Here is a 25544-nt window from a genome sequence, read left to right as displayed (position 1 = left end):
GGGCCGTCACTCGTGGGCGACGGTCACCTCCAGCGCCGCGTCCCGCACATCGGAATCGGGGTGCCGGCGCGCCGCGCGGAGCGCCGCCCGCCACGGCTCGGGCCAGCGCAGCCGGACGCCCACGCCGTCCAGGACGGCGACCGCGAGCAGCCCCGCGGCCGTACCGCCGTCCGCGGCGCACCGCCGCGCCGCGTCGAGCAGCAGGTCCGGCCGCTCCGGCGTCCGGCCGCTCATCAGATCGCTCCGCAACTGCGCCGCCGTCCGGACGGCCAGGGCGGGCCGTCCGGCGAGCGCGTCGGCGAGCGCGAGCAGTCGGCCGCCGGCGTCCGGCGACAGGCCGGGCCCGGCCTCCGGGTCGGCCAGGCGGCAGAGCAGCCAGACGCGCGGCTCCGCCAGCGACGGTTCCGCGGCCAGCAGCGCGGCCAGTGCCGTGAGGACCGGCCGGACGGTGTCCCGCGCCGGGTCGGCCGACCGCTGCGGACGGGGCAGATGGTGCACCAGCTGGACGAGCCGCCGCCGTGCGGGCAGATCGCGGTCCGCCTCGGCGTCGTACTCGCCCCGCCCGACCGCCACGATCAACTCCGTCACGGTGCCGTGCAGCAGGCTCCCCGGCGCCGCGCCGCCGACCGGATGCGGCAGCCCGGACGTCGCCAGCCGCGCGACCGCCTGCGCGGCCTCCGCCCACGTCGCCCGCACCCGCGGATCCGTGACCGCCCGCGACAGCACCCCCACGGCCTCCGGCGCGTACGCCACCCACCGCGGCAACTCCCGCACCGCCGCCCGCACAGCACTCCGCACGGCATCGGAACCAACCCCGTCCTGCGCGGCCTCCGGTGCGGCGCCGGGCATCTCCGGGCCCTTTGGCTCCGCGTCGTCCGCGTCGGTCGGCGTGGCGGCGATGTCGGCCACCAGGCGGGCGTAGTGGGGGCGGTGGGGGGCGGGGAGGGACCAGGGGGTGGTGCGCAGGAGGGCCGTACGGGACTGCGGGGCGCCGTGGACGGCCTCGGCGAGCAGCGACCACAGGTCGTGCGCGGCCGGGCCGGTGGCGCCCCGCGCGAGCAGCCCGGCGGCGAAGGCCACGACGGCGGCCTGGACGTCGGGATGCTGCCCCGGCCGCCGGTAGGCGGCGGCCAGCAGGGCCGCGGCCTCGCGCAGCGGCAGGAGACCGGCGGCCAGGCGCACCGCCTCCTTGCGGCCGGTGACCTTCGCCGCGCGCGTGCCGTCCAGCAACTCGGCCAGCAGCCCGGCCAGTTCGGACGGCGCCGCGAAGCGCGCGGCGCGGCCGGCCGCGTAGACCGCGACCCGCGCCCGGTCGTCCCCGGCGTGCGCGAGCAGCACCGGCAGGGTGTCCTGCGGCCGGTCCGTGTACGGCAGGGCGCCGAGCGCGGCCTCCGCGAGCGGCACCGCGTGAGCGCTGCCGGTGCCGGTGTCGAGCGCCGCCCACCGCAGCCCGAAGCCGAGCCCCCGTACCGGTACGTGCACGGCGAGGCGGACGGCGGCGGCACGGGCGAGCACCGGCTGGGACTCGTCCGCCGCCGCGCGTTCGGCCATCGCGAAGACCGTCTCCTGCTGGTGCGGCAACCAGCGCCGTACGTCGTCGAGCGGCGGCAGCGGGCGGCGTTTGCCGGGCGTCAGGAACCGGCCGTACGGCGGCTTCCGGCCGATCAGGACGTCCAGCAGATCGGTGCGGTGCCGGGTCAGGACACGACGGACCTCGGGGAGGACGGCGGCGGACGGTTCGAGGGCGAGGATCCGCTCCACGCGCTCGCCGCGCGTCGCGGGCGCGTCCAGCCACAGCCCGGCCGCCGCCCGGAAGGCGTTGTCGTCGCCGTACTCCAACGCCTCGGCCAGCAGCGCCTGGAGGGCCGGCATGTGCCGGGCCCGGCGGCCGAGGGCGCCCGTCAGCGCCAGCAGCAGACGGTGGTCGGCCTTGTCGCAGGCCGCGCGCAGCCACGGGTACAGGGCGTCGAAGACCTGGTGCTCCTGGCCGCGGCGCAGCGTCCGGCCCAGCGGTCCCAGATCGGCCACCGCGATGTGCCCCGCGATCCGCTCGACGGCGCGCAGCGCCCAGGCCAGGAGCGCGGCGTCGCCGTCCCGCGACGTGGTGCCGGCCGCGTTCGCCGCCAGCACCGCGACGGCCAGCCGCCGTACCGCGGCCCGGGTCGCGGCCGAGGAGTCCCTCGCCTCCAGGGCGTCCCGCACGATGCGGTCCAGCGACGCGACGTCGTCGGCCGCGAACAGCCGCGGCGGCAGATCGGCCAGCGCGCCCAGAGCGGCGGCCCGCACCGGATCCCGCTCATTGCGCAGCCGCAGCATCAGCGTCAACAGCTCGGCGACGGCGGCCCGTTCACCGCTCCGGCGCACCGCCGTGACCAGGATCGGCCACACCAGCGCGCGCTCCTCGGCGTCCGGCCGCCCCAACTCGGCGGTCAGCACCGGCCACGCCTCCTCGTACCGCCCCTCGGCGAGCGTCTCCAGCACCTCCCACCAGAGCCACTCCTCGGTCCGGCCGCGCGGCACCCAGCGCCTGACCTCCGCCCAGCGCCGCTCGCGCGGCAGCAGCGGCAGCACCGCGAGCACCACATCGCCCCGCGGATCCGCACCGGCCCGCGCCGCGTCCAGGAAACCGGCGCGCCGGCTCGGCGGCATCGCCTTCAGCAGCGCCGCCAGATGAGCCGGGCGGGCCAGCGCGTGCCGGCCCAGGTCGACCAGCGATGGCCGGTCGGCCCGCACCAGGGCGCGCAGCACCGAGCGCGGCAGCAGCGGCTCGTAGCGGGGCCGGTCGCGGTCGGGGGAGACCAGCCAGCGGACCGTACGGTCGGCGTCCGCCGCGACCAGGGCGCCGAGGCGGTCGCGCAGCGGCGCGGGCAGTTCGCCGGGACCGTACCGCTCCAGCAGCGTCAGGACGCGCTCGGGACGCGTCCGTGCCGTCACCGCCACGGCGTGGGCGTGCCGCTGCCACCACTGCGTGCGCAAGTGCAGGGGCTGGGCCGCCAGTTCGCGGGCGGCGTGGTCGAGCACCGCGTCCGGGTGGCGGCGGGCCACCCTGCCCCACGACTCCACCGCGTGCGCCACCTCGGGGACCAGCCGCGCCACGAACTCCGCCGAGCACACCGGCAGCAGCTTCGCCGCCTCCGCTTCACCCCACTCCGCCCGCAGCCGCACCACCAGCCGCTCGGCCAGCGCCGTGCGGTGCGCCGCCACCACCGCGCGGGTCAGCCTGCGGCGGGTGTGGGACGGGGCGTCGTCGTACGCCGCTTCCACCGCCGCGTCCGGGATCGGCAGCAGCCGCAGCGCGCGCAGCGCGTAGCCGCTCACCACGGGGTCCGCGTCCGCGAGGTGCTCCGCCAGGTAGTCCGTGTGCCTGCCCACCAGGGCGGCCAGCGCCGCCACGTGCCGCTCGTACGGTGTCCCCGCGTCCAGCTCCCCGACCACGGCCTCCAGCTCGCCGCTCTCCGCCCACTCCCGTGCTCTCTTCGCCGTCCGCGCCAGCCGGTTCCCGTACGGGAGGGGCTTCAGCTCGGCCAACAGGCGGTTCACGCTGCGCGACATGCCCCGAGTCTCCCGCTCCCCTCCCGCCCGAGGCCACGCCTTTTCCCCGGGAAAGGGGCCCTCCTGCGGAGTGCGGTGACTGAATGTCTCTAGGGGTAAGCCCCTTTGCCCGCACTGTGCGGAGGACCAGGTCCCCGCGCCCCCTAAAGGGGCACCCTCCTCCGCAGAGGTGCGGGTACAGGGGCCGCGCCCCTATGAGGCGCCCTCCTCCGGGGAGGAGAAATGGGGTGCCGGAGTGCTGGAAATGTGCGGGCCCCGCTCAATATCCTCGATCATCACATCAGCTTCGCCGGGAGGCACCCATGGTCCGCCGCCGCACCGCCGTCTCGATCGCCGCAGCCGCGCTGCTCGCGGCGTCACCCGCACTGACCGCGTGCGGTTCGGGGCCCGCGCACCCAGGAGCGGCGGCGGTGGTGGGCGACCAGAAGATCACGGTGTCCACCCTCCAGCACCAGGTGAACCAGGTGCGGGACGCGCAGGCGAAGTCGCCGCAGGCGGCGCAGCTCACCAGCCAGAGCGGCAAGCTGTCGCGGCAGACGCTGACGATGCTGGTGCAGAGCGAGGTGATCGACAAGGCCGCTGCCGACGCCGGGGTGACGGTCAGCGACGCCGAGGTGCAGCAGATGCACGCGCAGGCGCTCCAGCAGTTCCAGGGCGACGAGGCCCAGTTCGAGCAGGCGGTGCTGGAGCAGGCGCAGGTCGCGCCGTCCGGCATCGACGACTACTTCCGAACCACTCTCCAGGTCAACAAGCTGGAGCAGAGCCTGGGTTACCAGCCGGGCAGCGACACCGCCACCGAGGCGCTGGTCGCGGCGCTGGCGAAGACGTCGAAGTCGCTGGGCGTGCACGTCAATCCGCGGTACGGCACGTGGGACGTGAAGCAGGCGGTCATCGGTGACACGAAGGAGCCGTGGGTGGTCACGAAGTCCGCGTCGGCCGTGGCGGACCCGACGGCGTAACGCCCGGCGTCACCGGGGTACGTTCGGGGGGTGAACGACGTGGACGACTCGAACACCCCCGGACGCCTGGTCCTGCTCACCACCAGCCACCGGGTGGCCCCCGGCCAGCTCTCCTGGCCCGCGTGGCGGACGCTGCGCGAGGCCGACCTCGTGGTGTGCGCGGACCCGGACCACCCGCAGCTGCCGTATCTGCGCGAGGCGGGGGTCCGGGTGGAGCTGGCCGCGCCGGGCGGGCGCGAGCTGGTGGACGCGACGGCGGGCGGCCGTACGGTCGTGTATCTGCCGGCCGGCGGCGCGGGCGACCCCGCGGTCACGGACGAACTGGCGCGGCTCGGCGGCTCGGGGCGGGTCGCGATGCCCGACCTGGAGCTGCTGCCGGGGTCGTACGACCTGCCCGGGGCACGGTTGCTCGACCTGGTGCAGGTCATGGACCGGATCAGGGCCGAGTGCCCGTGGAGCAGCCTGCGCACGCACGAGGACCTGGCCAAGTACGGCATCGAGGAGATGTACGAGCTGGTCGAGGCGATCGAGGAGGGGGACAGGGCGGCGGTCCGCGAGGAGCTGGGCGACGTGCTGCTCCAGGTCGTCTTCCACGCCGCGATCGCGCAGGGCGCGGCGGAGGAGCCGTTCGGGATCGACGACGTGGCCGGGGGACTGGTGGACAAGCTCGTCCACCGGCACCCGCACATCTTCGGCGACGAGGTCGCCGAGACCCCCGAGCAGGTGCAGGCGAACTGGGTCCGGCTCAAGGGTGTCGAGAAGGCCCGCGACTCCGTCACCGACGGCGTCCCGCTCGCCTCCCCGGCGCTGGCGCTCGCCGCCAAACTCGCGGGCCGCGCCCGCGGCGCCCATCTCCCGCTGCCGCCCGCGGCCGACGGCACCTTCACCGACGAGACCGCCCTCGGCGACCACCTCCTCGCCGAGGCCGCCGCCGCCCAGGCCGCCGGCCTCGACCCGGAAGCCGCCCTCCGCCACGCGGCCCGCCGCTACCGCGACACGATCCGCTCGGCGGAACAGGCCCGGACCTCCACGGATGCGGACTAGCGCCGATGCGCGACTCCCGGCCGTCAGCCGGCCGGTGAATCGTCCGGCTCGGGCCGCCGGGGCGGGCGGCCGCCGGTCGTGAGGTCGATGACCAGGGAGAAGGGGACGGCCACCTTCAGCTGGTCGTGGTGGATGCCGGTGACGGCGTACGTGTTCGTGGCCGGGTCCAGCTCGTAGACGTGGACCACGGGAAGGCCGTTGTTCTCCTCCACGCGCCAGAAGTGGCGGATGCGGGCCGCCGCGTATTTGCGGGGCTTGATCTCGCGGTCGCGTTCCTCGGACTCGGCCGAGACGACCTCGACGGCGAGCACGATGTCGGCGGGTTCGTACGACGTCTGCCGGGGGCCGGTGGTGGCGTCGTACGGCACGATCATCAGGTCGGGTTCCGTGCGGTTCCGGCCGGAGAGCGTGACCGTCATCTCCCGGACGACCTCGAAGTCTTCCGGCACCTGGTCTTCAAGGGCCCTTCCCAGCAACCGGAGGGTTGCCATGCGGAAGTACGTCTGCGGGCACACGAAGAACAGTCCTCCGTCGATCAGTTCGGTGTGCGGAGGGAGCCCAGGAATACGGTCGAGGTCGTCGGCGGTCCAGCCCCCCGCGGGCGGTGTCGGCCACGAGCGCGGAGGCGCTGCTCCCCAGTCGCTTCCGCATGCCGTACCTGTGTCCGCTCCCATGCGACGGAGTCTGGCGCCCTCCGTGCGTCGGGGCGGGCGCGCGGGCGGATAGCGTCGGGGGATGAACGACGCCGGACCGACCAATGCTGAGCCCGAACTGTTCTCGTGGGAGTTCGCGACCGATCCGTATCCGGCGTACGCGTGGCTGAGGGAGCACGCGCCGGTGCGGTGGACGACGTTGCCGAGCGGGGTGGGGGCGTGGCTGGTGACGCGGTACGGGGACGCGCGGGAGGCGCTGGCGGAGGGGCGGCTGAGCAAGAATCCGGCGCATCACGCCGAGCCGGCCGGGGCGAAGGGGAAGACGGGGATCCCGGGGGAGCGCGGCGCGGATCTGATGACGCATCTGCTGAACATCGACCCGCCGGACCACACGCGGCTGCGCCGCCTGGTGTCGAAGGCGTTCACCCCGCGCAGGGTGGCCGAATTCGCGCCACGGGTGCGGGAGCTGACGGACCGCTTCATCGACGGCTTCGGGCCGGCGGGGCAGGCCGACCTGATCCATGACTTCGCCTTCCCGCTGCCCATCTACGCGATCTGCGACCTGCTGGGCGTGCCCCCGGAGGACCAGGACGACTTCCGGGACTGGGCGGGGATGATGATCCGGCACGGCGGCGGCCCGCGCGGCGGCGTCGCCCGTTCGGTGAAGCGGATGCGGGCGTATCTGGTCGAGCTGATCCACCGCAAGCGCGAGCATCCCGGCGACGACCTGATCTCGGGTCTGATCAGGGCGAGCGACCACGGCGAGCACCTGAGCGAGAACGAGGCCGCCGCGATGGCCTTCATCCTCCTCTTCGCCGGTTTCGAGACGACCGTGAACCTCATCGGCAACGGGGTGCACACCTTGCTCCGCCACCCGCGGCAGCGCGCCGCACTCCAGGAGTCGCTGGCCCGCGGGGAGAGCGATCTGCTGGAGACCGCCGTCGAGGAACTGCTGCGCTACGACGGCCCGGTGGAGCTGGCGACCTGGCGGTACGCGACGGCGCCGCTGACGATCGGCGGGCAGCCGGTGGCGGCGGGCGATCCCGTACTGGTGGTACTGGCGGCGGCCGACCGCGACCCCGCGCGCTTCGACGCGCCCGACACCGTGGATCTGGCCCGCCGGGACAATCCGCACCTCGGCTACGGGCACGGCATCCACTACTGCCTGGGCGCACCGCTGGCCCGCCTGGAGGCGCGTACCGCGCTCGCGTCGCTGCTGACCCGGCTGCCCGACCTGCGGCTCGCGGTGGATCCGGCCGAATTGCGTTGGCGCGGCGGACTGATCATGCGCGGATTGCGTACGCTGCCGGTGGAGTTCACGCCCGAGGCCGACCGGTCGGCGGCGCACGGGATGTGACGGGGCGTCGGTTCCGTGATCGCGACGTGATGATCGCTACATCGACTTGTGATCCGTTGGCCAACCCCGCTACGTTCTGCGGTCAACGTGAGGGTGCGCCCTCGCGGACGGTTCGCACGACGCGCCGTGACCGTACGGCAGCGGGTCCCGACCCGCGGCCGGCACGCGTCCACCGCGCACCGTGCGGAAGGGCTCGGAGAAAGGGACCACATGCTCACGTCCGGGAACGGCCGGCACCGCCGGCCGCGGCAGGCCCCGGCGGCCGTGGTGACCGTGGCGGCGACCGGCGCGGGAATCGCGCTCCCGCTCCTCGGCGCGGGCGCCGCGCACGCCGCGGACGCCGGCACATGGGACAAGGTCGCGATATGCGAGACCGGCGGCTCCTGGAGCGCCAACCCCGGCAACGGCTTCTACGGCGGCCTCGCCATCACCCAGGACACCTGGAACGAATTCGGCGGCCAGTCGTACGCGCCCCGCCCCGACCTCGCCTCCCGCACCGAACAGATCGCCGTCGCCGAGAAGATGCTCGCCGAGCTGGGGCCGAACGCCTGGCCCGGCTGCGAGGACGGCACCGGCCTGCTCGACGCCGTCACGCAGCCCGTGACCGGCGCGGGCAAGGCGACGCCCGCGCCCACCACCCCGGCGCCGACCACGTCTCCCACCACGTCGCCCACCACGTCCGGCGACGACCAGGGCTCCGGTGACGACGGCACGGGCTCCACGGGCTCCGGCGACGACGGCACCGGCTCGGACGGCTCCTCCGGCGGCTCCAACACCGACCCGTCGCTGCCGACGATCCTGCCGACCGTCCCCGCGACACCCGGTACGCCGACGACGCCCGTGACGCCCACCGGGCCGGTCGGCGACACCCCCACCACCCCGGCGACGCCCGGCACCACCACGCCCGGCACTCCCGACGGCACGACGCCGCCGAGCACCGGCCGGCACGCGAAGCCGTACGTGCCCACCGACGACGAACTGGCCGCCGCCGACCAGGCCAGCCGCACCGAGCTGACCGCCGTCACGGACGCCGCCTCCGACGACGGCAAGACCGACGGCAAGGCCGACGGCACGAGCGGCACCAAGGACGCGGGCAAGGACAAGGGCGACGATTCCGGGCACAAGGCGGACGGCGGCCACGAGTACACCGTCGGATTCGGCGACTCGCTGTCCGGCATCGCGGCCGGCCACCACGTACAGGGCGGCTGGAGCGGCCTCTACGACGCCAACCGCCAGGTGATCGGCGACGACCCGAACCTCATCAAACCGGGACAGATCCTCACACTCGACCTCGGCTGAGCACCGCCGGGCGTCCTGACGTTCCGTCACGGCCGCGGGGGCAAAACGGGCGAACCGCCGATTGCCACCCGCGGCCCGTGTGACAAGGCTCTCGCCCGCCCCTGTGACCGCCCGCTCGCAGAGCGCTGAATTCGCCCCTTTTGACCTGCGATTCTCTGAACGCGCTCAGCGCGTGAGAGCGGTGCTCGGGCGGAACGCGGATGTTTGTCCTTTCCGGCGGCTGTGCTTAGCGTCGTTACCGCTCGCCACCGCGGGCCCCGCCGGCCAGGAACGCCGAGTCCTGCCGCCGGCCGACGGGAACAGTCGACGCGAAAGCGCCGCAGGCAGGAGCGGGGGACCCAAGGTCTTTCGCCGGAGACGTTCGTACGGCACGCAGCCTGCGGAACGCACCGGCTCGGGGTTAAGCACGGGATCCGCCCCGCGGATCCGGCCGGGCAACTCACGCCCGAACCCGACAGCTCACCTCGCAGGCGTCGGTGAGGACACCACTCTCATGGCCAAGCACCGCCGTACGTCCAAGCTCGTCCGCATCGCCGCGCTCGCCGGTGTCACCGGCACCGCGATCGCCGTCCCGCTGGTCGCCGCGACCTCCGCCTCCGCCGCCGACGTCTCCACGTGGGACGCCGTCGCGCAGTGCGAGTCCGGCGGCGACTGGTCCATCAACACCGGCAACGGCTACTACGGTGGCCTGCAGTTCTCCCAGTCCAGCTGGGACGCGGCCGGCGGCGACCAGTACGCCTCCCGCGCCGACCTGGCCACCAAGGGCCAGCAGATCGCCACCGCCGAGCGGCTGCTCGCCATGCAGGGCCCGGGTGCCTGGGCCTGCGCCGGCGCCGGCAACCTGACCTCCGGTGGTTCGGCGGCGAACGTCGACACCTCCAGCGACTCCTCCAGCGACTCGTCGAGCAGCTCCTCCAGCAGCTCCTCGTCCGACAACGGCTCGTCCTCCTCGGACAACGGCTCCTCCGAGTCGTCCGCCCCGCAGCAGCAGGAGAGCACCCCGGCCCCGGCCGAGACCTCCACCCCGGTCCAGCAGGGCGACGGCGAGTACACCGTCGTCGCCGGCGACTCGCTGTCCGCCATCGCCGCCGCGCACCACGTCTCCGGCGGCTGGCAGCACCTGTTCGAGCTGAACAAGGACGTCGTCCAGGACGCCGACTGGATCTACGTGGGCCAGCAGCTGCACCTGAGCTGACCCCTCCCGGGACCCCTTCGGATCCCCCGGATCCACCCCAGGATCCCCGGCGGACCCCTGGCGTACGCGCCACGGTTCCGTCCCGGACCCCGGCCGGGCACGTGCTCTCCCCCGAGCGTGCCCGGCCGGGTTTTTTCCGTCTCACGGACCGGCTCGGTGCCGGGCGCGACACCGAAGCCGGTTAGGCTCAGGTCGACACGACACAGACATCAGAACAGACACCAGACAGTCAGCAGTGACAGACCTGTCAGCAGGACAGAAGGAGACACTCGTGCCGTCCATCGACGTCGTCGTAGCCCGGGAAATCCTCGACTCGCGAGGCAACCCCACCGTCGAGGTCGAGGTCGGCCTCGACGACGGCAGCACCGGCCGTGCCGCTGTCCCGTCCGGCGCCTCCACCGGCGCCTTCGAGGCCCTCGAACTCCGCGACGGCGACAAGAACCGCTACCAGGGCAAGGGCGTCGAGAAGGCCGTCCTCGCCGTGATCGAGCAGATCGGCCCGGAGCTGGTCGGCTACGACGCCACCGAGCAGCGGCTGATCGACCAGGCGATGTTCGACCTGGACGCCACCCCGGACAAGTCCTCGCTGGGCGCCAACGCCATCCTCGGCGTCTCCCTCGCCGTGGCGCACGCCGCCTCCGAGGCGTCCGACCTGCCGCTCTTCCGCTACCTGGGCGGCCCGAACGCGCACGTGCTGCCCGTGCCGATGATGAACATCCTCAACGGCGGCTCGCACGCGGACTCCAACGTCGACATCCAGGAGTTCATGATCGCTCCGGTCGGCGCGGAGTCCTTCTCCGAGGCGCTGCGCTGGGGCGCCGAGGTCTACCACACGCTCAAGGGCGTGCTGAAGACCAAGGGCCTGTCCACCGGCCTCGGCGACGAGGGCGGTTTCGCGCCGAACCTCGGCTCGAACCGCGAGGCGCTCGACCTGATCATCGAGGCCATCAAGCAGGCCGGGTACGCGCCCGGCCAGGACATCGCGCTCGCGCTGGACGTCGCCGCCTCCGAGTTCTACAAGGACGGCAAGTACCAGTTCGAGGGCAAGGACCGCTCGGCCGCCGAGATGACCGAGTACTACGAGGACCTGGTCGCCTCGTACCCGCTGGTCTCGATCGAGGACCCGCTGTTCGAGGACGACTGGGCGGGCTGGAAGGTCCTCACCGAGAAGCTCGGCGCCAAGGTGCAGATCGTCGGCGACGACCTGTTCGTCACCAACCCCGAGCGGCTGCAGAAGGGCATCGACAACGCCACGGCGAACGCGCTGCTGGTCAAGGTCAACCAGATCGGCTCGCTGACCGAGACCCTCGACGCGGTCGAGCTGGCCCAGCGCAACGGCTACAAGTGCATGATGTCGCACCGCTCCGGCGAGACCGAGGACGTCACCATCGCCGACCTGGCCGTCGCCACCAACTGCGGCCAGATCAAGACCGGCGCCCCGGCCCGCTCCGAGCGCGTCGCGAAGTACAACCAGCTGCTGCGCATCGAGGAGATCCTGGACGACGCCGCGGTGTACGCGGGCCGCTCCGCGTTCCCCCGCTTCAAGCACTGAGCGAGCACCGATCGAGCCCCGCTTCAAGCACTGAGCGAGCACCGATCACGCACTGACGGCTTTCCAGGCCCCGGCCTCCGTACGTCCCCGCACCCGGTCCCGTACCGTGGGCGGGGACGTACTGGCGTATGAAGGCGTAGTCGACCGCGAGGGGAGGGACGGCGTGGGGGCGGATCGGTTCTCCACCTCGGCCCGGCTGAAGGCCATCGGCCAGGAGGCGCAGGCCCGGGTGTACCGGGCGGCGGCCAGGCGCCCGGCGCGGCGCAACAAGCTCACCGGCCGCGCGGCGCTGCTCGCCCTGGTGCTGTGCGCTCTGGTGGTGGCGCTCGCCTACCCGACCCGGCAGTACATCGCCCAGCGCTCCGACATCGCCGACCAGCGCCGCGAGGCGCAGAAGTCCCGCCAGAAGGTCGAGCAGCTCCGCGAGGAGAAGGCCCGCTGGCAGGACCCGCAGTACGTGAAGACGCAGGCCCGCGAGCATCTGCACTTCGTGATGCCCGGCGAGACCGGCTACAACGTGGCGGCGCCCGCGCCGACCGGGGACGCCGCCGCCGAGCACCGCGCGACGAGCGAGGCCGCGGCGCACCGCCCCTGGTACGACAATCTGTGGGACAACGTCGACCACGCCGACGCGGCGGCGCCCCCGGGGCACTGATCACCCGGCGTCCCCGCCCCCGTCCCCTCCCGGACCCCGTACCGCCCTCCTCCGACCCAGAACGGCTCATGACGAAGCACCCCGCACCGACCCCGTCCACCCCGCCCACCGAGGCGGACGTCGCCGCCTTCAAGGCGCAGCTCGGCCGTCCGCCGCGCGGCCTGCGGGCCATCGCGCACCGCTGCCCCTGCGGCAACCCCGACGTGGTCGAGACGCAGCCGCGGCTGGAGGACGGCACGCCCTTCCCGACGCTGTACTACCTGACCTGCCCGCGGGCCGCGTCCGCGATCGGCACGCTGGAGGCGGACGGCGTCATGAAGACGATGACCGCGCGGCTCGCCGAGGACGAGGAGCTGGCCGCCGCCTACCGGGCCGCGCACGAGGACTACATCGCGCGCCGCGACGCGATCGAGGTGCTGGAGGGCTTCCCCAGCGCCGGCGGCATGCCGGACCGTGTGAAGTGCCTGCACGTCCTGGTCGGTCACGCGCTGGCCGCGGGCCCCGGCGTCAACCCGCTCGGCGACGAGGCGATCGCGATGCTGCCAGAGTGGTGGGCCAAGGGCCCGTGCGTCGGTCCGGAGACCGCCGGGGAGACCTCGTGACGTCCGTGCGGGTCGCCGCGATCGACTGCGGGACGAATTCGATCCGGCTGCTCGTCGCCGACATCGACCCCGCGACCGGCGCGCTGACCGACCTCGACCGGCGGATGCGGATCGTCCGGCTCGGCCAGGGCGTGGACCGCACCGGCCGGCTCGCCCCCGAGGCGCTGGAACGGACCTTCACCGCCTGCCGGGAGTACGCCGAGGTGATCCGCGAGCACGGTGTGCCCGTGGAGCGGATCCGCTTCGTGGCCACGTCCGCCTCGCGCGACGCGGACAACCGCGACGACTTCGTGCGCGGCGTCGTCGGCATCCTGGGCGTCGAGCCCGAGGTGATCAGCGGTGACCAGGAGGCCGCGTTCTCCTTCACCGGCGCCACCCGGGGGCTGACCGGCGGGCAGGCGCTGGAGACGCCCTATCTGGTGGTGGACATCGGCGGCGGCTCCACCGAATTCGTGCTCGGCGAGGACACGGTGACCGCCGCCCGCTCGGTGGACATCGGCTGCGTCCGGCTGACCGAACGGCATCTGGTGGCCGACGGTGCCGTCGTGGACCCGCCGACCCCCGACCGGATCGCCGCGATCCGCGCCGACATCGACGCGGCCCTGGACGACGCGGCCGCCGCCGTACCGCTGGACCGCGCCCGTACGCTCGTGGGCCTGGCCGGGTCCGTCACCACGGTCGCGGCCATCGCGCTCGATCTGCCGGAGTACGACTCCGCCGCGATCCACCACTCCCGCGTCACCGTCGGGCAGGTCGCCGCGATCACCGAGCGGCTGCTGGCCGCCACGCACGCCGAACGGGCGGCGATCCCGGTGATGCACGAGGGCCGGGTCGACGTGATCGGCGCGGGCGCCTCGGTCCTGCTGCGGATCATGGAGCGGACCGGCGCGAAGGAGGTCGTGGTCAGCGAGCACGACATCCTCGACGGGATCGCCTACAGCCTGGTCGAAGCCGCGGCCTAGCAGCGGAAGAGCGCCGTCCACAGGAAGGGCTCGCCGAAGTGCGGCGAGTCCGGCGGCTCGTCGCGCATCCGGCGCAGTTCGACCTCGGTCAGCCCCGTGAAGATCCGGCGCAGCGACTCCGGGCCGTACGCGAGGCCGCCGTGCAGCACGCCCTCCCGGTAGAAGGCGGCGTCCGGCAGTTCCGAGCCCATCGCGCCCGCCGCGAAGCAGGACAGCGCGAGATGGCCGCCGGGCGCGAGGACGCGGTCGAGCAGCGCCAGATAGCTGACCCTGCGGTGCGGCGGCAGATGGTGGAAGCAGCCGGAGTCGCAGATCAGGTCGTACGGGCCGGTGAGCGCGTCCGGGCCGGTCGCGAAGGCGTCCTGGACCCGGAAGCCGATGTCCGCGCCGGCCTCGCGGGCCCGCTCCCGCGCCCATGCCACGGCGGCGGGCGACAGATCGACGGCGTCCACGGTGAAGCCGCGCCCGGCCAGCAGCAGCGCGTTGCGCCCGGGCCCGCACCCCAGGTCCAGCGCCCGGCCGGGCCGCACGAGACCGCGGTCGAGATACGACACCAGGTTCTCGTCGGGCTTGGCGGCGAAGAAGGGCACGCCGCGCTCCCGGTCCGCGTAGAACCCGTCCCACCAGCCGGCGCCGTCCGCCGTCCAGCGGTCCGCCTCCGGCACGAACAGCCCGTCGAGCAGCCGCAGCACGTCCTCCCCGGTCCCGCCCGTACGGCCGCGCACACCCCCGCCCCGGCCCGCCGAGGGGCCTTCCGGCGCCGCGCCCGGCCCGCTTTCCCGAGTTTCCCGGGCCGTCTCACGGGTCGTGTCCCGGTCCGTGTCCCGCGCCTCGCGGACGCGCAGTCCGAGGTCGAGCAGCGCCGCGAGCGCCGTCACGGCGGACGCCGCGGTGTCGATGATCGTCACGTTTTCCGCTCCTGAAGTCTCTTGTGCCTGAAGACGATTAGCGGAGCCGCGGGAGCGGCGGGTCCAGCGGGCGGGACGAAGCTGGACGGACGTGGACGTCGCTGGACGGGACCGGGCGTCGGCGGTGGACCGGGACGGTGAGGAATGGCGCAGGTGGACGGCTTCATGCCGGAGGAGAGGTTCGCGGAGTGGCTCAGGAAGCTGCGGATCGGGGTGGGGGAGCCGTCGTTCCAAGTGCTTTCGCAGCTGACCGGCGGCGTCCGGCGGGGGCGGCTCGTTCCCAAGTCGACGGTGCACAAGGCGTTCACGGGCACGAGCCTGCCGTCACTGGACGACGCGCTGTCGATCGCGCAGGCGTGCGTCCTGCACGGCAAGGGCGATCAGGCCCGGCTGGCGGCGGTGCGAAGCGAATGCAGACAGCAGTGGGAAAGGGCCAAGTCCTCCCGGAGCTACTCCAGGATCAACCGGAGACCGGCCGAGCGCGCCGCCGCCGTACCGGCTCCGCCCGCGACGGACGCGGCCGGCTCCGAGGCGTACCGGCGAAGTCCGGCGGAGCACGAATTCCTCACGAAATACAAGGAGTTCGTGGCGGCGGACCTGGACACGATGGAGCTGTTCGGCGTGACGCTGCGGCGGCCGGAGTTCCGCTATCCGATGAGCACGTCGTACATCAGCCTCAGCGTCGAGCGGGGCCGCCGCGGGGCCACGGACTTCGTCGCCGACAACCGCCTGACGTCCCGTCATATCGACCGCGGGCCCGCCCGGGAGGCGGCGGGGGACGACTCGTCGCAGGCCCAGGACACCCTGCGGGTGGAGCAGGCGATCAACAGGGTGCCGCGGACGCTGATCCGCGGCGACGCGGGAACGGGCAAGACCACACTGGAGAAGTGGCTGGCCGTCGGCGCGGCCCGCAAGGACCTGCCGGAGCCGTTCGGCCCCGAATGGACGGACACGACGCCGTTCTTCCTGCCGCTGCGGCACTTCGCGGAACGCGAACTGCCCTCCTCTCCCGAGGAGTTCCTCGAATGCACCGCCGGGGCGCTCGCGGACGCCGCCCCGGACGGCCTGGTCAGGAAAGAGCTTGAGGCCGGGCGCGCCCTGATGCTGATCGACGGGGTGGACGAACTCCCGGCGGCCCGCCGGGGCTACGTACGGCGCTGGCTGCGCGAATGGACCAGCCTGTATCCGGACTGCCGGTACGTGATCACCTCGCGGCAGGCGGCCGTGGACGAATCGTGGCTGGCCGACCTCGACTTCCGGTCCTTCGAACTGGCCCCGATGAGCCAGCAGGACCAGAACCAGTTCATCGCGTACTGGCACAGCACGATGCGCTCCACCACGCGGGACCCCGAGGAGATCACGCGCCTGCACCTGTACGAGGACGCGCTCCTGCGCAGCCTCGCCGAGCGCCGCGAGCTGCGGCGGCTGGCCGGGAATCCGCTGATGTGCGCCCTGTTGTGCGCGCTGCACTGGGACCGGGACATGCAACTCCCTGACGGGCGGCTGAAGTTGTTCGAAGCGGCCCTGGAGATGCTGCTCGTCCGCCGGGACCAGCAGCGCAATGTCGTGACGCAGGGGCCGCGGCTGCTCAGCGGCGTGCAGGAGATGCTGCTGCGCAGGCTCGCGTACTGGATGCTCCGCAACGACCTGACGGAGGTGTCCTTCCGGCAGTTCGCCGACCGGGTCGGCGCCTACCTCGACGAGATCGCCCCGCAGACCGCACGGGAGGCCGCGCTCGGGAGCGGGCCGCAGCGGTACGACGCCGAGCAGGTGGCCGACCAGCTGCTGGAACGTACCGGCCTGCTCAAACGCCCGGCCGTGGACCGGGTGAGCTTCGTGCACCGCACCTTCCAGGAGTATCTGGCGGCGGCCCAGTTGCTCAACGACGGGGATCTGGAATTCCTGGTCGGGCAGGCGCACGAGGACCAGTGGCAGGACGTGGTGGTGATGGTGGCGGGGCGCGCCCGCGACTCCGAGGGCAACCAACTGGTGCGGTCGCTGCTTGAGCGTGCCGACAAGGAGGAGGAACACCGGCTGCGGCTCACGGTGCTGGCCGTCGACTGCGTCAGCAGCGCCGCCTCCGCGGGTGTGTCGCTCGACCGCGGCCTGCGCCGCGAGGTGGGGCGGCGCGCCGAGCGGCTGATCCCGCCGCAGGACCACCACCACGCCGCGGCCCTCGCGAGCCTCGGTGAAGTGGTGCTCGACCTGCTGCCGGGACCGCGGGCCGGCCTCGAACCGCACGAGACGCAGGCGGTGCTGCACACCGCCCGCCTCGTCGGCGGCGCCTCCGCGATACGGGTACTGGCGGGTTACGCCGAGTGCGCCGATCCGATGACGGAACATCAGCTGACCGGCATGTGGCCGGAGTTCGACCGGACCGAATTCGCCCGGTGCGTGCTGTCGAAGCTGCCGTGGGCGGGCCCGCTGAGCCTGGGTCGGTTCGACTCCGAGCCGCACCTGCTGGAGCACGTCGACAAGATCGCCGGCCTCAAGGAGCTGTGGGTGACCGGCCGGGCCGCCGACTACGCGGTGATCGGCCGGCTGACCGCCCTGCGTTCGCTCCATCTGCTGCACCCCGGCCCCGGGCTGCCCGGGCTCGAACTGCCGCCGAAGCTGCGCACCCTGGTGATCAAGGGCCCGGTCCGGCACGACGCGCTGCTGGCGCTCGGCGTGCGGGAGTTCCAGGAGCTGTCCTTCTACGAGCGCGGCTGCCCGGACTGCGGCCGCACCGCCTGGCAGCTCATGGCGCGGTGGCCGGACCGGGCCCGGCGCCAGGTGCGGCGGCTGAGCCTGTACGCCGGCCCCGCGGACATCGACCCGGGAGAGCTGACGGACCGCTTTCCGCGGCTGGAGACCTTGACGCTGCACGTGCGCGGGAGGCACGCGGACGCCGATCTGACCCGGTGGCGCGCGGGGCTCCGTACGTCCGGCCCCGCGATCGACCTGGAGCTGCCGAAGTTCTGGAGGTGAGGGCGGGGACGCGGCCGGAACGGGCCCGGACCGGCCGCCGGGGCCGCCACGACCCACCCGGAGGGACGCACTCCGGAAAAGCTTTGTGAAACTCTTCACATGAAGTTCCCGCCGCGCGGCCCAAAAAATCCAAGGTGTGGACGGTTCAAACCCCGGGATTCCTTGGTGGAAGCGTGTTTCAGACGTGTGACGGACGGCCGGACGCGGGGCGGCGGGGGAGTGGCCGGTGATCGATCGGCGCTGTTCAGAGGCGTGGGCAAGGGTGCGCCGCCGGGGGTGCGGGGCATCGGCGGAGGGAGAGGTTCCCGCAGGTCAGATCGGTGCCGAAGGTGAAGCCGGGCAGGGTAGCACAGGGTGTCCAGACCCTTGTGAAGGGGCTCACGAGCACCCCCCTGGGACGTGCTGAATACTTGAGCCATGAGCACCACGGAGCGTCCACGGATCCTCGTAGTAGGCGGCGGTTACGTCGGCCTGTACGCGGCGCGTCGCATCATGAAGAAGATGCGGTACGGCGAGGCGACCGTCACGGTCGTCGACCCGCGCTCGTACATGACGTACCAGCCCTTCCTTCCTGAGACTGCCGCCGGCAGCATCTCCCCGCGCCACGTCGTCGTCCCGCTGCGACGCGTGCTGCCCGGGGCCGAGGTGCTCACCGGCCGGGTCGTCGACATCGACCAGGACCGCAAGGTCGCCTCGGTCGAGCCGCTCGTGGGCGAGTCCTACGAGCTGCCGTTCGACTACCTGATCATCGCGCTCGGCGCGGTCTCCCGCACCTTCCCGATCCCCGGCCTCGCCGAGAACGGCATCGGCATGAAGGGCGTGGAGGAGGCCATCGGCCTGCGCAACCACGTCCTGGAGCAGCTCGACAAGGCCGACTCCACGACCGACGAGGAGATCCGCCGCAAGGCGCTCACCTTCGTCTTCGTCGGCGGCGGCTTCGCGGGTGCGGAGACCATCGGCGAGGTCGAGGACATGGCCCGCGACGCGGCCAAGTACTACCCGAACGTCAAGCGCGAGGACATGCGCTTCATCCTCGTGGACGCCGCGGACAAGATCCTCCCCGAGGTCGGCCCGCAGCTGGGCACCTGGGGTCTTGAGCACCTGCGCGAGCGCGGCATCGAGGTCTACCTCAGCACCTCGATGAAGTCCTGCGTCGACAAGCACGTGGTGCTCGCCAACGGCCTGGAGGTCGACGCCTCCACGATCGTGTGGACCGCGGGCGTCAAGCCCAACCCGGCGCTGGCGAGGTTCGGCCTGCCGCTCGGCCCGCGCGGCCACGTGGACACCGCCCCCACCCTCCAGGTGCAGGGCAGCGACTACATCTGGGCCGCAGGCGACAACGCCCAGATCCCCGACCTCGCCGCCGGCGAGGGCGCCTGGTGCCCGCCGAACGCCCAGCACGCGCTGCGCCAGGCCAAGGTGCTCGGCGACAACGTGGTCTCCGGGATGCGCGGCTTCCCGCAGCAGGACTACAAGCACGCGAACAAGGGCGCCGTTGCCGGTCTCGGCCTGCACAAGGGCGTCGCGATGATCGTCTTCGGCAAGGCCAGGATCAAGGTCAAGGGTCGGCTGGCCTGGTACATGCACCGTGGTTACCACGGCATGGCCGTGCCGACCTGGAACCGCAAGATCCGGGTCTTCGCCGACTGGACGCTCGGCATGTTCCTCAAGCGCGAGGTCGTCTCGCTCGGCGCGATCGAGAACCCGCGCGAGGAGTTCTACGAGGCCGCAAGGCCCGCCCCGGCCCCGGCCGCCGCGGTCCCGGCCCCGGCCGCGAAGACGGAGCAGAAGGCCGAAGCCGCCAAGGCTTCCTGACCTTCTCCCCGCCGCCGCGCGGTTCCGTACCGCTCCGCACGACACGTCCGAAGGGCGCCCGCCATCCGTGGTGCGGGCGCCCTTCGGCGTGTCAGGAACCGCCGCCCGGCCACGGCTTCCTGCGACCCCGGGAAAAATGCGTGTATCCGCAATGTAGATTTCTGAGCGGAGGGTGTTTTTCAGTCGTACGCTCGGAAACATGGCTGACGCGGCTCACAGAATCGTAGAACTCGCCGACCACGCCCTCTCGTCGCCGTTCCCGCTCCGCGTACGCGCCTGGGACGGCAGCGAGGCCGGGCCGCCCGGCGCCCCCGTCCTCGTCGTCCGGCGCCGCCGCGCGCTGCGCCGCATGCTGTGGAAGCCCGGCGAACTGGGCCTGGCCCGCGGCTGGGTCGCCGGTGACCTCGACGTCGACGGCGACCTCTACGAAGCGCTCGACCTGCTGTCCGGCCTGTTCTGGGAGCGGGAGGAGCCCGACGGCCCCCGGCCGGGCCCCGCCGCCGCGCTGCGCCGTACCGCCGGCGCCCTGCGCGACCCGCAGACGTACCGCCTCGCGCGCGCCGCGCTGGCCCTCGCGGGTCCCGGACTGCCGCCCGCGCCGCCGCCCGAGGAGGTCCGCCGGCGGACCGGCATCGCGCACACCCGGCCGCGCGACAAGGCCGCCATCGCCCACCACTACGACGTGGGCAACGACTTCTACGCCCTGATCCTCGGCTCCTCCATGGTCTACTCCTGCGCGGTGTGGGAGGACGAGCGGACGACGCTGGAGGAGGCCCAGCGCGCCAAGCTGGACCTCGTCTGCCGCAAGCTCGGGCTGCGGCCCGGCCAGCGGCTGCTGGACGTCGGCTGCGGCTGGGGCTCGATGGTGCTGCACGCGGCCGAGCACTACGGGGTGCACGCCACTGGCGTCACCCTCTCCACCGAGCAGGCCGCGTACGCCCGCAAGCGGATCGCCGAGGCCGGGCTCACCGACCGGATCGAGATCCGGGTGCAGGACTACCGGGACGTCAAGGACGGCCCCTACGACGCGATCTCGTCCATCGGCATGGCCGAGCACGTCGGCAGCGACCGCTACCGCGAGTACGCGCAGACGCTCTTCTCGCTGCTGCGGCCCGGTGGCCGGCTGCTCAACCACCAGATCGCACGCCGCCCGATGCGGGACGAACAGGCGTACCGCATCGACGAGTTCATCGACCGCTACGTCTTCCCCGACGGTGAGCTGTCGCCGGTCGGCTCGACCGTGTCCCGGCTGGAGGAGGCCGGTTTCGAGGTGCGGGACGTGGAGGCGCTGCGCGAGCACTACGGGCGGACGCTGCGCGCCTGGGTGCGCAATCTCGAGGGCGCCTGGGGGGCCGCGGCAAAGGCCACCTCCGCCGGGCGGGCCCGGGTCTGGCGGCTGTACATGGCGGCCTCCGCGGTGGCCTTCGAACGCAACCGGATCGGCGTCAACCAGGTGCTCGCGGTCCGGACCGCGGCGGACGGCGCCGCGGGCCTGCCCGCGACCCGTACGGCCTGGCTGAGCGGAGGCACGACGCCCTAGCGTGTCGGGGCCTCATCCTTGATCGCGCTGTTCGAGCTGCTCGTCCGCGAGGAGGCCGAAGGCGACCGCGCCGTCCAGTGACTCGCGGATGATGTCGGCGTGGCCCGCGTGCCGGGCCTGCTCCTCGATCAGGTGCAGCAGGATCCAGCGGGCGCTGCGCCGGGCGTCCGGCGGGAACCAGGGTGCGACGGGCAGCGGCACCTGCACATTGAGGTCGGGCAGCGTCGCGACGGTCGCCTCGGTCTCCCGCGCCACGGCGTCCAGTTCGGCCAGTACGCCGGCCAGGGTCTCGCCGGGCAGCAGCTGGAATTCGTCGCCCCAGTCGCCCTCGGACGTGGCGGGTGCCTTGTCGGGGCGGCCCATCAGCACGACCTGGATCCAATTGCGCTCGCAGTGCGCCGCGTGCTTGACCAGGCCGCCGAGCGACATCGCGCTGGCGCTGGGGTGGGCGGCGGCCTGCTCGTCGGTCAGGCCGCGCACCGCCCGCCGCAGTCCGCCGCGCTGCGCGTCCAGAAAGCTCAGCAGGGCGTCGCGTTCGTCGGTCTCCGCGTTCACCAGGCTCGGCATGGGGGCCACCTCCGTGTCGTGTGCGCCGGCCGTGGCCGGCGCCGTGCCGGTCGTTCCCGGCACTTCCCACACTAGGAAGCATTGCGGTCAGCTTCGGTCCGCAACGGTCGCGCGGCGTCCGTTTCCGCCCGTACGCGCCCCGCGCGCCCCCTTGTCACTCCGTGCGCCCCTCGCGCCTCGACGAACAGGGGGTGAATTCCGGTCGCTGAGAGCGATTTCACGTCACGTGTGCGTGGCGGCTGTGACCGCTGAGAAAGGCGCCTGTCCAGCCCAAGAACCCTGGAACTCGTACTAACGCCCCGTCAGTAACCCCTAAAATAAGACAACATGGCCGGTTGGGCGCCCTGTTCGAGATCGCCAACCCCGATACGCTTTTCACTGCGCCCCGCCGGCCCGGATGGTGGAACGCAGACACGGCGAGCTTAAACCTCGCTGCCCCTCGGGGGCGTGCCGGTTCAAGTCCGGCTCCGGGCACCACCGCAGCCCCAAATGCGGTGATCTGCACGGATGTTCCAAGCGGGCCACGGCCGCCCGTCGTGTCGCAGGGGGAACACGACGGGACACGGCCTCACACGGTCGGAATGACCGTATGAACGACATTCTCGCGGTACTCACCCGGCTCGGCCCGGCCGGGGAACCGGCCGGACATGTGGCGCGGGCCGCCGTCATCGGCTGACGGCGGCGCGGGCCGGGCGGGGTGTCAGGACGGAGTGTCAGGACGGGGTGCGGGGGCGGGTCGCCGCCGCGGCGGAGGCGACCGTGGCCGCCGCCTCGCGTTCGGTCAGACCGGTGTGCACCGCGGCCGTCACCAGGGCCGGGGCGAGGGCGTCGCCGAGACCGGCGTCGTAGGCGCGGCAGGCGGCCCAGAACAGACGCCCGTTGCGCTCGCCCTCGTGCGAGTCGAGGACGAAGCGGACGAGCGCGGCGGCGCGCTTCTCGGCCGGGTGCCGGGGCGTCGGCGCGGGCCGCGGCTGCGGGGGCGGCGGCGCGGCGAGCAGCAGCAACTCGGAGGGCGCGGGCGCCAACGGGTGCCCTGCCGTGCCCGGCGCCAGCAGATAGCGGCCCGCGACCGTGCGCGAACCGGGGCCGACCACGTATCCGCCCTCGCCGCGTACGTCGATGCCGGGGGCGAGGCGGCCGACCGAATTGGGCACCTGGGTGGGCGCGGTCAGCCACAGGTGGCGCCCACCGCTGGGGGTCAGCACGGTGACCGTGTCCGGCACCGTGAAATTGTGCGCGGCGGCCAGCGCCGCGAGCGCGGCGACGCCGTCCGTGCCGTGCTTGACGTCCAGGTCGAGGCCGATCAGATGGTGCGGGCCGCGCCCGCAGGCGATCCCGTACCCCGTCGCCCAGGGCGCGGCGGCGAACAGCGCGCGGATCCGCGCCGGGTCGGTGCTCGCGTCGTACACCCCGTGCCCCGGCCGCCCGCACGCGCCCCGGCAGCCGCTGGCCCGCGGCTCGTCGCGGTGCGGCGACCGGATCGCGGGCAGCTTCGTCCGGGACAGCGGTATGACCGGCAGCCCGCGCGCGGCCGTGAGCAGGGCGGCGTGCAGCGCGCGGGTGTGGTCGGGGCGTGGCATGGCCTGCTCCCTGGCGGTCGTGGCCCTGGCGTTCAATTTCGAACGTGTGTTCGTCTGCACTCTTCAGTGATACCGCGCCGGGCCGCCGCCGTCCACCGCGTTGTCCGGCGTGTCCGCGATGCGGGCGGCAGCGGAGTGCGATTCGCGTCACGCCCGTGACACCCCGGTGACCGCGGCGGCCACAAGCGGGTACTACGGTCTGCTCGTTGTCCGGGATCGTGGCCCGGGACCGGCCCCCGCCGACGGGCCGGCGCCGCGCCGGAGGGGCGGGAAAGATGGACGAACTGCACGCGGGTGACGCCGAGTTGTGCGCGGGCGGCGGCGCCGAACGGCTGGCGGCCGAGGGCGAGACCGCGCTCGCCCGGCTGATCATGGACGGCGGCGACCTGCCGCACGCGGCCAGTCACCTGGGCAACGCCGTGGCCATCGACCCGCGGCTGCCCGAGACCCACGAGGCGCTCTCCGAACTCGCCGCCCGGGCGGGCGGCCCGCGCGCCGCGCTCGACCTCTTCCCGCTCGACCACCCCTACATCGGCGCCGTCGTCTGCCGCGCCCACCTCCAGGCCGCCTGCGGCGAATGGGCCGAGGCGGTCGGCCTGATCGCCGCGGCCGTCCGCGCCGAGTACGACCGGCCGTGGTCGCACGTCGCCTGGCTCACCCAGGACCGGCTGCCCGACCTGCTGCCGCCGCAGGTCATGACGCAGGCGCTGGCCCGCGCGGTCGGCGGCGCGCTGCCCGACCCGGTGCCCGAGGCCGCCCGCGACGCCCTGCGGCCCTTCTACGACCTGACCCGCGCGGTCGTCGAACGCCACCCGGGCGAGGCGCAGCTCGCCGCCATCGGCTCAGGCCTCGCCCGTCGCTTCGGCGACCACGACCGCGCCATCGCCTGGGCCCGGCAGGCCGGCCGGGTCCAGCCCGGCCACGTGCCCAGCGTGATGCTCGGCTACGCGCTGCGCGCCGCAGGCCGGCCCGACGAGGCGCTGCGGGTCTGGGAGGAGGAGATGGAACGGGACGCCTCCGACCTCTCCCTGATGGTCGACATCGCCGAGCTGTACGCGGGCACCGGCCGCGCCGAGCAGGGTCTGGTGTGGGCGGAACGCGCGGCGGCGGCCGGCCCGGGACACCCGCAGGCCGCCCCGGCCGTGCACGGCGTCCGGCACGCCGCCGACGGCGACCCGGTCCATCTGGTGGCCCTCGCCGACCACCTGCGCGACCACCCCGACCACCCGTACGCGGGCACCGTACTGGCCCGGCGCAGCGAGTGGCAGCCGTGGCTCGGCGTCGTGGACGGCGCCACCGAGGCGACCGTCAATGTGCTGCACCAGATCCTGGAGAGCCCGGAGGCCGAGGCGATCAGGGCGGGCGGCGGGGCCAGGCTCTCCGCGTCCGCGGTCGAGCCGCCGAGCGCCGCCCTCGCCTTCGCGCTGGCGCTGCCGGGCGGCGAGCTGACCAACGCCGCCGCCGGCGACCCCGACCCGCGGCAGCCGACCGCCGAGACCGCCGTCCGGGTCTGGCGCTACGAGGGCCTGACCGCGCTGCCCGCTGTGCCGCCGCCGTCGCCGGAGGCGGCCGCGCTGCTCCGGGACACCGCCTCGGTGAGCTGGCCGCACCCGCCGGCCGCGTACGACCACGCGGTCCGGCTGGCCGGGCTCGGCCTGGACGACCTGCTGGGCGTGCTCGTCCACCCGCCGGAGCCGCCGGACGACGAGCAGGGCCGCTTCCTGCGCGAGCACCGGCCCGAGCTGTGGATCCGCGCCGTGCAGACCTTCGCGTGCCTGGGCCTCACCCACCACCGCGCCGACCAGCCCTGGGAGGGCTCGGAGCGCCGGGCGGTCCTGCTCGACCTGCTGCACGGCCCGGAGGACTGGGTCAACGAGACGGCGGCCTTCGCGATGGTCGCCGTCGCCTGGGGCGACCCGGCGGTCCGCGCGGACGTCGGCCTGCGGCTGACCGAGCGGATGCTGGACGCGGCCAAGGCGTACCAGACCCGCGAGGTGACGGTGCTGGCGTCGCTGTGCCGTTTGGTGCTGCTCTGCCCGTGGCTGGACGACACCTATACGGACCTGGCCCGGGACCTGATCGCGGCGGTGCGCCGTGCGGACGGGACGCCGGAGGAGACCGGACCGCCGGAGGCGCCGACGGAGCAGCCGGCCGCGGCGGCGTCCGGCGGGGGAACGGCCGGTGAAAAAGCGCCCCCGCGCAGGGGTCTCTTCCGCCGCCGACGTGACTGAGGGCCCGTCCCGGGGGAAGATCCTCCTCCAGGCGTAGCCCGGCTTTTTTGCCAAGCCATTACTCTTGACGCATGCACAGCCGCAGCAACGCGGTCTTGGAGGA

The 25544-nt window shown here is 73.5% G+C and carries 18 protein-coding genes, 1 tRNA gene and 1 riboswitch; of the genes, 14 read left to right on the top strand and 5 right to left on the bottom strand.

Translation table 11 applies throughout. The annotated features are described in order from the left end of the window. Nucleotides 1-6: 6 nt before the first annotated feature. Nucleotides 7-3552: a hypothetical protein gene (locus BM076_RS36605; protein WP_093714084.1), complete on the bottom strand. Its 3546-nt coding sequence runs from the start codon at nt 3550-3552 to the stop codon at nt 7-9. Between the two features lie 302 nt (nt 3553-3854). Here BM076_RS36605 and BM076_RS15280 point away from each other — a divergent pair, with 302 nt between their 5' ends. Then, nucleotides 3855-4511: a SurA N-terminal domain-containing protein gene (locus BM076_RS15280; protein WP_093714083.1), complete on the top strand. Its 657-nt coding sequence runs from the start codon at nt 3855-3857 to the stop codon at nt 4509-4511. Nucleotides 4512-4541: 30 nt separating this feature from the next. Beyond that, nucleotides 4542-5555: a nucleoside triphosphate pyrophosphohydrolase gene (locus BM076_RS15275; protein ID WP_093714082.1), complete on the top strand. Its 1014-nt coding sequence runs from the start codon at nt 4542-4544 to the stop codon at nt 5553-5555. 23 nt (nt 5556-5578) lie between these two features. Here the strand turns inward: BM076_RS15275 and BM076_RS15270 are convergent, their stop codons facing one another. Then, the gene (locus tag BM076_RS15270) at nt 5579-6229 is read right to left on the bottom strand and encodes a Uma2 family endonuclease (RefSeq protein ID WP_093714081.1); all 651 of its coding nucleotides are present in this window, start codon (nt 6227-6229) and stop codon (nt 5579-5581) included. 61 nt (nt 6230-6290) lie between these two features. Here BM076_RS15270 and BM076_RS15265 point away from each other — a divergent pair, with 61 nt between their 5' ends. The 7 genes from BM076_RS15265 (at nt 6291) to BM076_RS15235 (ending at nt 13830) form a co-directional block, all read left to right on the top strand. Then, the gene (locus tag BM076_RS15265; RefSeq protein ID WP_093714080.1) at nt 6291-7565 is read left to right on the top strand and encodes a cytochrome P450 family protein; all 1275 of its coding nucleotides are present in this window, start codon (nt 6291-6293) and stop codon (nt 7563-7565) included. Between the two features lie 210 nt (nt 7566-7775). Next, nucleotides 7776-8864 (top strand): LysM peptidoglycan-binding domain-containing protein, encoded by a 1089-nt coding sequence (locus tag BM076_RS15260; RefSeq protein WP_093714079.1) that lies wholly within the window; start codon nt 7776-7778, stop codon nt 8862-8864. Nucleotides 8865-9169: 305 nt separating this feature from the next. Further along, a riboswitch (cyclic di-AMP (ydaO/yuaA leader) is annotated at nt 9170-9352 on the top strand. Between the two features lie 5 nt (nt 9353-9357). Beyond that, on the top strand, nt 9358-10059 hold the full coding sequence (locus BM076_RS15255; RefSeq protein WP_093714078.1) for a LysM peptidoglycan-binding domain-containing protein: 702 nt from the start codon (nt 9358-9360) through the stop codon (nt 10057-10059). 271 nt (nt 10060-10330) lie between these two features. Beyond that, nucleotides 10331-11611, top strand: coding sequence for a phosphopyruvate hydratase (eno, locus tag BM076_RS15250; protein WP_093714077.1), 1281 nt, complete (start codon nt 10331-10333; stop codon nt 11609-11611). Between the two features lie 163 nt (nt 11612-11774). Beyond that, nucleotides 11775-12266 (top strand): FtsB family cell division protein, encoded by a 492-nt coding sequence (locus BM076_RS15245; RefSeq protein WP_093714076.1) that lies wholly within the window; start codon nt 11775-11777, stop codon nt 12264-12266. 68 nt (nt 12267-12334) lie between these two features. Next, nucleotides 12335-12868, top strand: coding sequence for a DUF501 domain-containing protein (locus BM076_RS15240; RefSeq protein WP_093714075.1), 534 nt, complete (start codon nt 12335-12337; stop codon nt 12866-12868). Beyond that, nucleotides 12865-13830 carry a Ppx/GppA phosphatase family protein gene (locus BM076_RS15235; RefSeq protein ID WP_177246454.1) on the top strand — a complete coding sequence of 322 codons (966 nt, stop codon included), beginning with the start codon at nt 12865-12867 and terminating at the stop codon, nt 13828-13830. The genes BM076_RS15240 and BM076_RS15235 overlap by 4 nt, the downstream gene beginning before the upstream one ends. On the opposite strand, the gene BM076_RS15230 is transcribed toward BM076_RS15235, so the two are convergent. Next, complete coding sequence (locus BM076_RS15230; protein ID WP_093714299.1) at nt 13827-14555, bottom strand: class I SAM-dependent methyltransferase; 729 nt, start codon at nt 14553-14555, stop codon at nt 13827-13829. The two genes, BM076_RS15235 and BM076_RS15230, sit on opposite strands and share 4 nt — an antisense overlap. A 327-nt stretch (nt 14556-14882) precedes the next feature. Between BM076_RS15230 and BM076_RS15225 the strand changes: the two genes are divergently transcribed. The 3 genes from BM076_RS15225 to BM076_RS15215 all read left to right on the top strand — a co-directional run bounded on the left by BM076_RS15225 (nt 14883) and on the right by BM076_RS15215 (nt 21063). Further along, a complete protein-coding gene (locus tag BM076_RS15225) occupies nt 14883-17708 on the top strand; it encodes an NACHT domain-containing protein (RefSeq protein WP_093714074.1) in 2826 nt (941 codons plus the stop codon). A 417-nt stretch (nt 17709-18125) separates the two neighbouring features. Next, nucleotides 18126-19523 carry an NAD(P)/FAD-dependent oxidoreductase gene (locus BM076_RS15220; RefSeq protein ID WP_093714073.1) on the top strand — a complete coding sequence of 466 codons (1398 nt, stop codon included), beginning with the start codon at nt 18126-18128 and terminating at the stop codon, nt 19521-19523. Nucleotides 19524-19722: 199 nt separating this feature from the next. Continuing rightward, entirely contained in the window at nt 19723-21063 is a 1341-nt protein-coding gene (locus tag BM076_RS15215; RefSeq protein WP_093714072.1) for an SAM-dependent methyltransferase, read from the top strand. A gap of 12 nt (nt 21064-21075) precedes the next feature. Here BM076_RS15215 and BM076_RS15210 read toward each other — a convergent pair whose 3' ends face one another. After that, nucleotides 21076-21630 (bottom strand): DinB family protein, encoded by a 555-nt coding sequence (locus tag BM076_RS15210; protein WP_093714298.1) that lies wholly within the window; start codon nt 21628-21630, stop codon nt 21076-21078. Between the two features lie 391 nt (nt 21631-22021). Between BM076_RS15210 and BM076_RS15205 the strand changes: the two genes are divergently transcribed. Continuing rightward, nucleotides 22022-22107: transfer RNA gene (locus BM076_RS15205), tRNA-Leu, on the top strand. 236 nt (nt 22108-22343) lie between these two features. On the opposite strand, the gene BM076_RS15200 is transcribed toward BM076_RS15205, so the two are convergent. Beyond that, on the bottom strand, nt 22344-23210 hold the full coding sequence (locus tag BM076_RS15200; RefSeq protein ID WP_093714071.1) for a bifunctional DNA primase/polymerase: 867 nt from the start codon (nt 23208-23210) through the stop codon (nt 22344-22346). Between the two features lie 275 nt (nt 23211-23485). On the opposite strand from BM076_RS15200, the gene BM076_RS15195 reads away from it, so the two are divergent. Further along, nucleotides 23486-25441, top strand: coding sequence for a hypothetical protein (locus tag BM076_RS15195; RefSeq protein WP_093714070.1), 1956 nt, complete (start codon nt 23486-23488; stop codon nt 25439-25441). Nucleotides 25442-25544: the final 103 nt, after the last annotated feature.

Source organism: Actinacidiphila alni (assembly GCF_900112845.1).
In the GTDB taxonomy this organism is placed as follows: domain Bacteria; phylum Actinomycetota; class Actinomycetes; order Streptomycetales; family Streptomycetaceae; genus Actinacidiphila; species Actinacidiphila alni.
The sequence above is the reverse complement of the archived record's forward strand: the minus strand, read 5'-3'. Positions and strand labels throughout refer to the sequence as shown.